The 11,876-nt window shown below is 69.7% G+C and carries 13 protein-coding genes; 5 read left to right on the top strand and 8 right to left on the bottom strand.

Annotation, left to right across the window (positions count from 1 at the left end; all coding sequences use genetic code 11):
• Positions 1-105 precede the first annotated feature (105 nt).
• The 5 genes from QHG49_RS17690 (at position 106) to trxA (ending at position 5,086) form a co-directional block, all read left to right on the top strand.
• Positions 106-1,821, top strand: coding sequence for a protein kinase family protein (locus tag QHG49_RS17690; protein WP_301490315.1), 1,716 nt, complete (start codon positions 106-108; stop codon positions 1,819-1,821).
• A gap of 26 nt (positions 1,822-1,847) precedes the next feature.
• Positions 1,848-2,621 carry an RNA polymerase sigma factor SigM gene (gene sigM, locus QHG49_RS17685; protein WP_301490314.1) on the top strand — a complete coding sequence of 258 codons (774 nt, stop codon included), beginning with the start codon at positions 1,848-1,850 and terminating at the stop codon, positions 2,619-2,621.
• The gene (locus QHG49_RS17680; RefSeq protein WP_301490313.1) at positions 2,618-3,583 is read left to right on the top strand and encodes an anti-sigma factor; all 966 of its coding nucleotides are present in this window, start codon (positions 2,618-2,620) and stop codon (positions 3,581-3,583) included. Before sigM ends, QHG49_RS17680 begins: the two co-directional genes overlap by 4 nt.
• A gap of 146 nt (positions 3,584-3,729) precedes the next feature.
• Positions 3,730-4,701, top strand: coding sequence for a thioredoxin-disulfide reductase (gene trxB, locus QHG49_RS17675; protein ID WP_301490311.1), 972 nt, complete (start codon positions 3,730-3,732; stop codon positions 4,699-4,701).
• 55 nt (positions 4,702-4,756) lie between these two features.
• Positions 4,757-5,086 carry a thioredoxin gene (trxA, locus tag QHG49_RS17670; protein WP_037650402.1) on the top strand — a complete coding sequence of 110 codons (330 nt, stop codon included), beginning with the start codon at positions 4,757-4,759 and terminating at the stop codon, positions 5,084-5,086.
• A gap of 60 nt (positions 5,087-5,146) precedes the next feature.
• On the opposite strand, the gene QHG49_RS17665 is transcribed toward trxA, so the two are convergent.
• The 8 genes from QHG49_RS17665 to rnpA form a co-directional block, all read right to left on the bottom strand.
• Positions 5,147-5,764, bottom strand: a complete 618-nt coding sequence (locus QHG49_RS17665) for a GNAT family N-acetyltransferase (protein WP_159703079.1) — start codon at positions 5,762-5,764, stop codon at positions 5,147-5,149.
• Positions 5,765-5,961: 197 nt separating this feature from the next.
• Positions 5,962-7,062 (bottom strand): ParB/RepB/Spo0J family partition protein, encoded by a 1,101-nt coding sequence (locus tag QHG49_RS17660; protein WP_145488807.1) that lies wholly within the window; start codon positions 7,060-7,062, stop codon positions 5,962-5,964.
• Positions 7,059-8,132: a ParA family protein gene (locus QHG49_RS17655; RefSeq protein ID WP_301492819.1), complete on the bottom strand. Its 1,074-nt coding sequence runs from the start codon at positions 8,130-8,132 to the stop codon at positions 7,059-7,061. The genes QHG49_RS17660 and QHG49_RS17655 overlap by 4 nt, the downstream gene beginning before the upstream one ends.
• A 295-nt stretch (positions 8,133-8,427) precedes the next feature.
• Positions 8,428-9,144 carry a 16S rRNA (guanine(527)-N(7))-methyltransferase RsmG gene (gene rsmG, locus QHG49_RS17650; RefSeq protein WP_145488808.1) on the bottom strand — a complete coding sequence of 239 codons (717 nt, stop codon included), beginning with the start codon at positions 9,142-9,144 and terminating at the stop codon, positions 8,428-8,430.
• 117 nt (positions 9,145-9,261) lie between these two features.
• Positions 9,262-9,774 carry a R3H domain-containing nucleic acid-binding protein gene (locus tag QHG49_RS17645; RefSeq protein ID WP_145488810.1) on the bottom strand — a complete coding sequence of 171 codons (513 nt, stop codon included), beginning with the start codon at positions 9,772-9,774 and terminating at the stop codon, positions 9,262-9,264.
• A 15-nt stretch (positions 9,775-9,789) separates the two neighbouring features.
• Entirely contained in the window at positions 9,790-11,118 is a 1,329-nt protein-coding gene (gene yidC, locus QHG49_RS17640) for a membrane protein insertase YidC (RefSeq protein ID WP_145488811.1), read from the bottom strand.
• Positions 11,119-11,121: 3 nt separating this feature from the next.
• Entirely contained in the window at positions 11,122-11,496 is a 375-nt protein-coding gene (gene yidD, locus QHG49_RS17635) for a membrane protein insertion efficiency factor YidD (RefSeq protein WP_145488813.1), read from the bottom strand.
• Complete coding sequence (rnpA, locus tag QHG49_RS17630) at positions 11,493-11,864, bottom strand: ribonuclease P protein component (RefSeq protein WP_111583366.1); 372 nt, start codon at positions 11,862-11,864, stop codon at positions 11,493-11,495. Before rnpA ends, yidD begins: the two co-directional genes overlap by 4 nt.
• Positions 11,865-11,876 lie beyond the last annotated feature (12 nt).

Here is an 11,876-nt window from a genome sequence, read left to right as displayed (position 1 = left end):
GCACAACCATCGTCCGCCGCCGTGTGTCGTGCATAGCGGCAGACTGTGGGCACAATTGGGTTCGGCGTCGGACAGCGTGCAACGGATGGGGAGGCAGGGACGACGGTGGCGGAACGGAGCACGGCTGCCGTCGACGTGGCAGACAACAGCGGCGAGCAGCCGCTGACCGCGAAGGCGGACCAGTCCACGGCCGACGGGGTGGCCAAGAGCCCGGAGCGGGACACGGACGGCAGTGAGGGGCAGGGGAACGGCGCGGAGGGTTCGCTCAAGCAGGCCTCGCCGCCCGAACTGCACAGCGGTCACAAACTCGCCAGACGCTACCGGCTGGAGGAGTGCGTCACCCGACTGGACGGATTCAGCAGCTGGCGTGCGGTCGACGAGAAACTGCGCCGCGCCGTCGGCGTCCACGTACTGCCGGCGGACCACGCACGGGCCCGTTCGGTCCTCGCCGCGGCCCGGTCCTCCGCGCTGCTCGGCGACCCGCGCTTCGTCCAGGTCCTCGACGCCGTCGAGGAGAACGACCTCGTCTACGTCGTCCACGAATGGCTGCCCGACGCCACCGAGCTGACGACGCTGCTCACGGCCGGTCCGCTGGAGCCGCACGACGCGTACCAGATGGTCAGTCAGGTGGCCTCCGCCATGGCCGCCGCGCACCGCGAGGGCCTCGCCCATCTGCGGCTGAACCCCAACGCGGTGCTGCGCACCTCGACCGGCCAGTGGCGCATCCGCGGCCTCGCGGTGAACGCCGCGCTGCGCGGCATCAGCTCCGAGACCCCGCAGCGCGCCGACACCGAGGCGATCGGCGCCCTGCTGTACGCGGCGCTGACCCAGCGCTGGCCCTACGAGGACGACGCGTACGGCCTGTCGGGCCTCCCCAAGGACGTCGGCCTCGTCGCACCGGACCAGGTGCGGGCCGGCATCCACCGCGGCCTGTCCGAGCTGGCCATGCGGGCGCTCGCCAACGACGGGGCCACCGCGTCCCGGCACGAGGCGCCGTGCACCACGCCGGAGGAGCTGGTGAAGGCGATCGGCGAGATGCCGCGCATCCGCCCGCCGGAGCCCGCGTTCACCACGCCGCCCGAGTACCAGCGCACGACCTACCAGCAGGGCACCTACGGCCGTCCGGCGCCGCACCCCGGCGCCGCCCAGCCGATCGCGGCTCCGCCGCCCCCGTTGCAGAGCCGCACCGGCAAGGCGCTGAAGTGGGCGGTCTCCGCCCTTCTCATCGCCGCTCTCGGCCTGGGCAGCTGGCAGTTGGCGGACGCCCTGATGGACCAGGGCGGCAAGTCCAACGACACCAACAAGAGCCGCACCACGGACGGCGGCGACAAGACCGCCAAGCAGCCGGCGGCACCGATAAAGATCCAGGGCAGCCAGGAGTTCGTCGCCGAGGGCGATCCCCAGAGCGCCGCCAACGTCGCCAAGACGTACGACGGCAATCCGTCGACCTACTGGAAGACCAAGTCCTTCAACGAGGGCCCGCCCATCGCGCCGCTGAAGCCGGGCGTCGGCATCGTCTACGACCTCGGCTCGGCCACCCAGCTCGACAAGGCCACGCTCAGCCTGCGCTACGGCGGCGACCACACCACGGTCGAGCTGTACGCCGCGGACTCGCTGACCCCGCCGTCGCTGGACTCGATGACCCGGATCGGCACGGTCACCACCACCGGCACCACCGCTACCGTGAAGGTCACCAAGCAGCTGAAGACGCGGTACGTCCTCGTCTGGCTGACCGCGCTGCCGAACTCCGGCTATGACTCCACGCTCTACTCCAGAGCGGGATACAAGCAGGCCATCGGCGAAGTGCAGTTCACGGGCTGACGTCTCACCCGGACCGGAGGGGACAGATGGCGGAGGACGCCGGATACGACGGGGTGAGCGACCAGGAGCTGCTCACCCGCCATGTGCAGGGTGACACCGACGCCTTCGGAGAGCTCGTACGGCGGCATCGGGACCGGCTCTGGGCGGTCGCGATGCGCACGCTGGGGGACCGCGAGGAAGCCGCCGACGCGGTACAGGACGCCCTGGTGTCGGCCTACCGGGCCGCGCACACCTTCCGGGGCCAGTCGGCGGTGACGACCTGGCTGCACCGGATCACGGTGAACGCCTGCCTGGACCGCGCCCGCAAGGCGGCCTCCCGCAAGACCGCCCCGGTGGACGACACCGAGCGGCTGGAACAGCTGCTGGAGCCGCACGAGTCCGCGTCCGCGCCGGCCGAGCGCAATGATCTGCACCGCCAGCTCATCGAGGCGATGGGCACCCTGGCGCCGGAGCAGCGGGCCGCGCTGGTCCTCGTGGACATGCAGGGCTACCCGGTCGCCGAGGCGGCCCGGATCCTCGATGTACCGACGGGCACGGTGAAGAGCCGGTGCGCCCGGGGCAGAGCCCGGCTGCTGCCCCTGCTCGCCCATCTGCGCCCCGGCCGCGGCACGGAAGGGAGCCGGGGCACCGAAGAGGACCGGGGCGCGGGTGCGGGCCGTGGGACGGAAGAAATCAGTTCTGGCCGGAACCGGGTGGAAGGGACATCCGTCCCATCGGCAGCGGGGGCTTCCGATGCGAGCCTCCCGTACGCGGGACCGACCGATTCAGCCGTAGCGAAGGGCGGAGGTGGGCGAGCGTGACATCGACGACGGACACGGCCGGGCACCCGGACGTCACCGAGATCTCCGACCTCGCCGAGGGACTTCTCCCGCCCGAGCGCGGTACGGACGTACGACGCCATCTGGGCGCCTGCGAGGTGTGCGCGGACGTCTACGCCTCCCTGGAGGAGATCCGGGGGCTGCTGGGATCCGCGCGGGCGCCGGAGCCCATGCCGGTCGACGTGGCCCAGCGCATCGACGCCGCCCTGGCCGCCGAGGCGCTGCTCAACGCTTCCGGGCCGGACTCCACGGACCATGTTTCACGTGAAACATCGACGCCCGGCGAGCACGGAACCGCCGCTCCGGCCGATCGCCCCGCCGGTCCCCCTATCGGCCGTCCCGCCGGCCGTCCCGGCGATCCCTCCGTCGGCCGTCCCGTCGGCCGCTCGCAGGCCGCGACCGGGCCGGGCCGGAAGAAGAGCGGGCCCGGCCGTCGCCGCAGGGCCCTCGTGCTGGGCGGCGTACTGACCGCCGCCGTCCTCGGTGCCGGTGCGCTGGTGCTCCAGTCGCTCGGCGGCAACACCTCCTCCACGACGGCCAAGGCGAAGCCGAGCGCGTCGGCCGTCGCCTTCTCCGGGAGCAGCGTCCAGAACCAGGTACGGGACCTGCTGTCCACGAAGAGCCCGCAGCGGGAGGACGGCCAGCGGTCGCGTTCCGGGGACAGCTCCGGGCAGAACACCCCGCAGACGGGCGAGAGCGCGAACACGCTCCTCCAGCACCAGGTCGCGGTTCCCGACTGCGTCCGACGGGCGGTCCCCCGGGGCGGGCAGGCCCTGGCCGCGAAGGCCGGTACCTACGCCGGGAAGAGCGCCTATCTCGTCATCCTCCCCGACCCCCAGGACCGTGCGCGTGTCACGGCCTATGTGGTCGACGCCGCCTGTGTCGGACAGCAGCCGGTCTCCGCCGGAAAGGTTCTGCTGAAGCAGCCCGTCGCCCGTCCCTGAGGCCGGGTCCCGGTCGGCCTCCCCTGCACGCGTGTGCCCGGACACAACGGGAATGCGCGCCCCGTAGGATCCGTTGGGTGGGGTGGGAGTCCCGAAAGGGACTTTCACCGGTCGACTGACGCAGACCAGAGACGAGGAATCTAGCCGTGAGCGATGTCCGTAATGTGATCATCATCGGCTCCGGGCCCGCAGGCTATACGTCGGCGCTGTACACCGCCCGCGCATCGCTGAAGCCCCTGGTGTTCGAGGGCGCCGTCACCGCCGGTGGCGCGCTGATGAACACCACCGAGGTGGAGAACTTCCCGGGCTTCCGTGACGGCATCATGGGCCCCGACCTCATGGACAACATGCGGGCGCAGGCCGAGCGCTTCGGAGCCGAGCTGATCCCGGACGACATCGTCTCGGTCGACCTCACCGGGGAGATCAAGACCGTCACCGACACCGCGGGCACGGTCCACAAGGCCAAGGCCGTCATCGTCACCACCGGCTCCCAGCACCGCAAGCTCGGCCTCCCGAACGAGGACGCGCTGTCCGGCCGCGGTGTCTCCTGGTGCGCCACCTGTGACGGGTTCTTCTTCAAGGACCAGGACATCGCCGTGATCGGCGGCGGCGACACCGCGATGGAGGAGGCCACCTTCCTCTCGCGCTTCGCCAAGTCCGTGACGATCGTCCACCGCCGGGACACGCTGCGCGCCTCCAAGGCGATGCAGGAGCGTGCCTTCGGCGACCCGAAGATCAAGTTCGTGTGGGACAGCGAGGTCGCCGAGATCCAGGGCGAGCAGAAGCTCTCCGGCCTGAAGCTGCGCAACCTCAAGACCGGCGAGCTGTCCGAGCTGCCGGTGACGGGCCTGTTCATCGCGATCGGCCACGACCCGCGCACCGAGCTGTTCAAGGGTCAGCTGGACCTCGACGAGGAGGGCTACCTCAAGGTCGCCTCCCCCTCGACCCGCACCAATGTGACCGGTGTCTTCGCCGCCGGTGACGTGGTCGACCACACCTACCGTCAGGCGATCACCGCGGCCGGCACCGGCTGCTCCGCCGCCCTGGACGCCGAGCGCTTCCTCGCCGCTCTCGCGGACGAGGACCAGGCCGAGCCCGAGAAGACCGCCGCGCTCTGACGCTCCTTCTCAGCTTTCTCCCCCTCCCGCCCCACGATCAGTTAAGGAGCCCAGCGTGGCCGCCCTGAAGAACGTGACCGACGCCTCCTTCGACGAGGACGTCCTCAAGAACGACAAGCCCGTCCTGGTGGACTTCTGGGCCGCTTGGTGCGGTCCGTGCCGTCAGATCGCCCCCTCCCTGGAGGCGATCGCGGCCGAGCACGGCGACAAGATCGAGATCGTCAAGCTCAACATCGACGAGAACCCGGCCACGGCCGCCAAGTACGGCGTCATGTCCATCCCGACCCTGAACGTCTACCAGGGTGGCGAGGTCGCCAAGACCATCGTCGGCGCCAAGCCCAAGGCCGCGATCGTCCGCGACCTCGAGGACTTCATCGCCGAGTGATGTTTCACGTGAAACATGAAGGGGCCGACCTCCACGGGTCGGCCCCTTCGTCTGTGCCCGCTACAGCGGCCGCAGCGCCGGTTCCTTCTGGACCGCGCCCAGCAGCCGGTCGATCGCCATCTCGACGTCCTCCTTCCAGGAGAGCGTCGATCGCAGCTCCAGCCGCAGCCGGGGATGCACGGGATGCTGCCGTACCGTCTTGAAGCCCACAGCCAGGAGATGGTCCGCCGGCAGCAGACAGGCGGGCTCCTTCCAGCGGGCGTCCCCGAATGCCTCTATGGCCCTGAAGCCCCGGCGCAGCAGATCCTTGGCCACCGTCTGCACCAGCACCCGGCCGAGCCCCTGACCCTGATAGCCGGGCTTGATGAAGGCCGTGATCAGCTGGACGGCGTCCGGTGAGACCGGGCTCGTGGGGAAGGCGGCCGAGCGCGGGACATAGGCGGGAGGGGCGTAGAGCACATGGCCCACCGGTGCGTCATCGACGTAGACCACACGGCCGCAGGAGCCCCAGTCGAGCAGGACGGCGGAGATCCAGGATTCCTTCTCCTCGGCGGCCGTGCCGCCTTTCACCGCCGCCTCACCGCTGACGGGGTCCAGCTCCCAGAAGACACATGAGCGGCAGCGTTGGGGCAGGTCCTGAAGGTTGTCCAGCGTGAGCGGCACCAGCCGACGCCCCATGAAGGCCCTTCCTCGCTTCCCTCACCGGCCGCCGCGGCGCGAGCGGCCGTTCGAGCACTGCGCTCCCTGAGCACTGGCATCGTATCCACCCTGCGATTCGCTCGATACTGCCGCAAAGCAAAGAGCGGGCCGTGTTCCGGTACCCACCGGACACGCCCGCTCCTCGCATGATCCCGGGGGATCGAAGCGTCCAGGGATCAGTCGTCCTGGTCCTCTTCGCCGTCTTCCCGGAGGTCGCTCGGCAGGACCCGGCCCTCGCCCGGGGCGAGAGTGCCCAGGATCCGCTGGAGGTCGTCCATGGAGGCGAACTCCACGGTGATCTTGCCCTTCTTCTGCCCGAGGTCGACCTTCACCCGGGTCTCGAAGCGGTCCGACAGCCGGGTCGCCAGCTCGTTCAGCGCCGGGGAGAGCCGGGAGCCGGCCCGCGGTCCCTTGGGGCGCTGCGGCTTCTGCGGCCGGGAGCCCATGAGGGTCACGATCTCCTCGACGGCCCGCACCGACAGCCCCTCGGCCACGATGCGATGGGCCAGCCGGTCCTGCTCCTCCGAGTCCGCCACGGACAGCAGCGCCCGCGCGTGTCCGGCGGAGAGCACCCCGGCGGCGACCCTCTTCTGCACGGTCGGCGAGAGCTTCAGCAGCCGCAGGGTGTTGGAGACCTGCGGACGGGAGCGCCCGATCCGGTCGGCCAGCTGGTCGTGCGTGCAGTTGAAGTCCTTGAGCAGCTGGTCGTAGGCGGCGGCCTCTTCCAGCGGGTTCAGCTGTGCGCGGTGCAGGTTCTCCAGCAGCGCGTCCAGGAGGAGCTTCTCGTCGTCCGTGGCCCGGACGATCGCCGGGATGGCCTCCAGACCGGCCTCACGGCAGGCGCGCCAACGGCGCTCGCCCATGATCAGCTCATAGCGGCCGGGGCCCAGCTGCCGTACGACGACCGGCTGGAGCAGGCCGACCTCCTGGATGGAGGTGATCAGTTCGTGCAGAGCGTCCTCATCGAAGACCTCGCGCGGCTGGCGCGGGTTCGGCGTGATCGCGTCTAGGGGGATCTCGGCGAAGTGGGCGCCCACCGGAGGCGCAGGCGTCTCCGCGGCCGGGGCCGCCGATCGCTCCTCGGTCTCCTGGGCGGGCGACGGCAGCGTGGCCACCTTCGCCGCGGCCACCCCGCGCTCCGCCGTCAGGACCGGAACGCCCCCGGGAGAGGCGGACGCACCGCCGCCCAGCGCGGCCGGTACCGGGTTCTTCTCGACCGGGGCAGGAGGGATCAACGCGCCCAGTCCTCGGCCCAACCCCCTCCGTCGCTCACTCACTGGATCCCCTCCACCATGCTCGGGTCGCTCTGGGCGCCGATGTGGGCCTGGCTCGCGTCATAGCTGATGCCAACGCCCCTCAGCGCGATTTCTCGGGCCGCCTCAAGATACGAGAGGGCGCCGCTCGATCCAGGATCGTAAGTCAGCACCGTCTGCCCGTAGCTCGGCGCCTCGGAGATACGGACCGAGCGGGGAATGCTCGTCCGCAGCACCTCCTCGCCGAAGTGGCTGCGCACCTCTTCCGCGACCTGGGAGGCGAGACGCGTCCGGCCGTCGTACATGGTGAGCAGGATGGTCGATACATGCAGGGCGGGGTTGAGGTGCCCCCGCACCAGATCGACATTGCGCAGCAGCTGGCCCAGGCCCTCCAGCGCGTAGTACTCGCACTGGATCGGGATCAGGACCTCTTGGCCCGCGACCAGCGCATTGACCGTCAACAGGCCGAGCGAGGGCGGGCAGTCGATGAGGATGTAGTCCAACGGCTGCTCATACGCCTGGATCGCGCGGTCCAGCCGGCTTTCGCGAGCCACCAGGGACACCAGCTCGATCTCCGCACCGGCGAGATCGATGGTGGCCGGGGCGCAGAAGAGTCCTTCGACGTCCGGTACCGGCTGGACGACCTCGGCGAGCGGCATGCTCTCCACCAACACGTCGTAGATCGACGGAACTTCGGCGTGATGGTCGATCCCGAGGGCCGTGGACGCGTTGCCCTGGGGGTCCAGGTCGATCACCAGCACACGGGCACCGTGCAGAGCCAGCGAGGCGGCAAGATTGACGGTCGTCGTCGTCTTGCCCACGCCACCCTTCTGGTTGGCGACCACCATGACGCGGGTCTGCTCCGGTCGCGGCAGACCTTCGCCGGCGCGCCCGAGAGCCTCCACGGCCAGTTGGGCCGCACGACCGATGGGGGTGTCGTCCATCGGGGGCGGTGTTTCACGTGAAACATCCGCCCCCGTCGACTCGGTTCGGGGACCGGGGACCGGATCGGTCATCGGTCCCGCGATGTTGGCGTCGGACCGCAAGGATTCACTCTCCTCGACTTCAGGCTCGCAATGAACAGAGCCTCCCATGCCTTCGGGGTCGTGAACCAGTGAGGCCGGGTCTTCTGTGGAGAAATCCACCTCTGTGGACAACTCCGTGCCCTCTGCGGGGGACGGAGTCGGCCGGACGGAGGGGACCGAGCCTCCTTTGAGGGAACCGAGAGGCTTCCGGTCGCGGGGTTCGGCCGCGCGGCCGCGACTGATGATGCCGTGCAACAGTGAGCGACGTTTCACGTGAAACAACGATGCACAGCACCGGCGACCGGGGCCTTGCGACACTCCGTCGTGCGTGGGCGGGCAGCTGGTGGGAGTACGGCCAGTCGGCTCAGCGGCGCCGGCGGGCGCGTCCCGTGCGCGCGGCCTTCGCCCGCTTGGCGGCGAAGCGCACACCGCCGGGGCTCTCCCCGACCTCGACCCGGACCACCGTCGACAGCGGGTCCACGATGCCCTCGCCCACATGGAGGATCGAGGTCTCCACCGCACCGAGCTTGCTCAGCGCGGTGGCGGATGCCTTCAGCTCCTCCTCGGCGGTGTCGCCCTTGAGGGCCAGCATCTCGCCGTACGGGCGCAGCAGCGGGATCCCCCAGGTGGCCAGGCGGTCCAGCGGGGCCACGGCGCGGGCGGTCACCACATGGACCGGCGTCAGCTTGCCCAGGACCTCCTCGGCACGTCCCCGCACGACGGTGACATGGTCGAGGCCGAGCAGTTCGACGACCTCGGTGAGGAAGTTGGTGCGCCGCAGCAGCGGCTCCAGCAGGGTGATGTTGAGATCCTCGCGGACCAGGGCCAGCGGGATGCCCGGCAGCCCGGCACCGGAGCCCACGTCGCAGACCGTCACGCCCTCGGGGACGGCCTCGGAGAGCACCGCGCAGTTCAGGATGTGCCGCTCCCACAGGCGGGGCACTTCCCGCGGGCCGATCAGGCCACGCTGCACACCCGCCTCCGCGAGCAGCTCCGCGTAGCGCACCGCATCGGCGAAGCGATCACCGAATACTTCGCGCGCCTGCTCGGGCGCGGGGGGAAGCTCCGCTGCCTCCGTCACGGGGACCGTCCTTCCGTACAGCGCCGGCGCTTCGCGCACCGGCCACCAGAACTACCAGGCTGACAAAGTTCGGCCCCGTCTGCTCAACAGACGGGGCCGGTGGAACAAGGGGGCCGATCAGGCGGGCAGCACGACGACGAACCGCTGCGGTTCCTCGCCCTCGGACTCGCTGCGCAGCCCGGCGGCCTTGACCGCGTCGTGCACGACCTTGCGCTCGAAGGGGGTCATCGGCCGCAGCTTCACGGGCTCGCCGGAGCTCTTCACATCGGCGGCAGCCTTGGCGCCCAGCTCGGACAGCTCGGTCCGCTTCTTGGCCCGGTACCCGGCGATGTCCAGCATCAGCCGGCTGCGGTCACCGGTCTCTCGGTGCACGGCCAGACGCGTCAGCTCCTGAAGCGCCTCCAGCACCTCGCCGTCACGGCCGACCAGCTTCTGCAGATCCCGGCCGCCGCTGTCGCTGATGATCGACACGGCGGCCCGATCGGCCTCGACATCCATGTCGATGTCGCCGTCGAGGTCGGCGATGTCCAGCAGACCCTCCAGGTAGTCCGCCGCGATCTCGCCCTCCTGCTCCAGGCGGGAGAGGGTGTCTGCCCCCTCGGCAGCGGCGGAGGTGGTGCCTTCCGTCACGGGCTGGGCTCCTTCTTACTTCTTGGACGGGGACTTGGGACGCTGCGAACCGCCCTTGCGCTGGCCGCTCTGGGCCTTGCTGCGGGCGCCCGTGCCGGGCTTCGAGCCCTGCTGGGCAGCGGCGGGCTTGCTGTCCTGCGGCTGGTCGGTCTTCTCCAACGAGGTGGGCTGCTCGGAGGAGTCGGAGGTCTCAGCGGAGTCGGTCTTCTCCAGGGACGGAGAGTCGCCGGTCTGCTTGGTCCCGCCGGACTGACGCTGGGCCTTGCTCTGGCGCTTGGGCTGCTGGCGCCGCGCTGCTGCGGTACCGGCGGCGGTGGTCACACCGTCCTCGGTCCCCGCCTCGGCCTCGGTCGCCACGCTCTTCACCACGGTGCCGTCCGCCTGGGCGGCGAGGCCGGCCTTGTTCAGGGAGTTGATGAACTTGCGCTCGAACTCGTTGCGCTCGCGGCCCTTGGCGACGATCGCCTTGATGATCGCCTTCTCGCTGCGGCGGCCGACCTTGCCGTGGTGCGTGACGTGCTTGGTCAGGCGCTCCAGGTACGCGGCCTGGGCCTTGGAGCCCGGGGTCGGGTTGTTGCGGATGACGTACATCTGCTGGCCCATGGTCCACACGTTGGTGGTCAGCCAGTAGATGAGGACACCGACGGGGAAGCGGATACCGAAGAAGGCGAACATGATCGGGAAGACGTACATCAGCATCTTCTGCTGCTGCATGAACGGCGTCTTCACCGTGGTGTCGACGTTCTTCGTCATCAGCTGGCGCTGCGTGTAGAACTGCGACGCCGACATCAGGACGATCATGATCGCGGTGACGACGCGGACGTCGGTCAGCGAGGCGCCGAGCTTCTGCACCGTGTCGGCGCCGTCCAGGAACTTCGCGGCCAGCGGGGCCCCGAAGATATGCGCCTGGCGGGCGCTGGCGAGCAGATCGGAGTTGATGTAGCCGATCTTGGTGCCCGAGGCGATGCCGTTGAGCACGTGGTACAGGGCGAAGAAGAACGGGGACTGCGCCAGGATGGGAAGGCACGAGGAGAGCGGGTTGGTACCCGCCTCCTTGTACAGCTTCATCATCTCTTCGGACTGACGCTGCTTGTCGTTCTTGTAGCGCTCCTGGATCTTCTTCATCTCAGGCTGGAGCGTCTGCATCGCGCGCGTCGCCTTGATCTGCTTCACGAAGAGCGGGATCAGGCAGATGCGGATCAGGATCACCAGGGACACGATGGACAGGCCCCAGGCCCACCCGGTGTCAGGCCCGAAGATCGCCCCGTACACCGTGTGGAACTGGACGATGACCCAGGAGACGGGCCAGGTGATGAAACTGAAGAGGCTGGCAATCGTGTCCACTAATCATGCTCCTTGGGCATGGGACGAGGTCTCTGCGGCCGGGCTCGGAGGAAGCTCGGAGACAAAGTCCTCGGGCTTCGCTTCGGTGGCCGGTTCGGCGGCGGAGGGCCCGCCCCGGCGTGCGCGCCAGGCGTCGCGCAGCATTTCGTGCCACCGCGGACGCTTGCGCGGCGGGACATGGTCCACGCCGCCCAGCGACCACGGATTGCACCGGAGGATGCGCCAGGCGGTGAGTGCCGTGCCCTTGATCGCACCATGCCGGTCGATGGCCGTGTAGCCGTAGTGGGAGCACGACGGGTAGTACTTGCAGACCGGCCCGAGCAATGGACTGATCGTCCACTGGTACAGCTTGATCAGAGCCAGCAGCGGGTACTTCATCGCGTGCCCCCTCCCAGCAGCCGCCGTAGGGCGGCATCCAGGTCTTGGGCCAGCTGTGCATGGTCGGCGTCGCCCGCCCCGGGCAGCGCTCGTACCACTACCAGGCTACCGGGGGGAAAAAGTACGACTCGGTCACGCATCAGATGACGCAGTCTGCGCTTCACTTTGTTGCGCACGACCGCGCCACCCACGGCCTTGCTGACGACGAAACCCGCACGCGTCGGAGGAGCGCTCTCCCCAGGCGCGTGCGGGTCCGTGGCACCGCTACGAAGGTGGACGACGAGGGTCGGACGACCAGCCCGGCGACCTCGTCGTACAGCGGTCGCGAAGTCCTCGCGCCGCCTCAGCCGGTTTTCGGTGGGCAGCACGATGTCATGACC

Origin of the sequence: Streptomyces sp. WP-1 (genome assembly GCF_030450125.1) — a bacterium.
In the GTDB taxonomy this organism is placed as follows: Bacteria; Actinomycetota; Actinomycetes; order Streptomycetales; family Streptomycetaceae; genus Streptomyces; species Streptomyces incarnatus.
This window is presented reverse-complemented; position numbering and strand designations above follow the sequence as displayed.

Bases quoted from the DNA above. Each gene is read 5' to 3' on its own strand.
- sigM (WP_301490314.1), top strand. From the start codon at position 1,848: ATGGCGGAGGACGCCGGATACGACGGGGTGAGCGACCAGGAGCTGCTC.
- QHG49_RS17665 (WP_159703079.1), bottom strand. From the start codon at position 5,764: ATGGGGCGTCGGCTGGTGCCGCTCACGCTGGACAACCTTCAGGACCTG.
- QHG49_RS17655 (WP_301492819.1), bottom strand. From the start codon at position 8,132: ATGGGAGGCTCTGTTCATTGCGAGCCTGAAGTCGAGGAGAGTGAATCC.
- yidD (WP_145488813.1), bottom strand. From the start codon at position 11,496: ATGAAGTACCCGCTGCTGGCTCTGATCAAGCTGTACCAGTGGACGATC.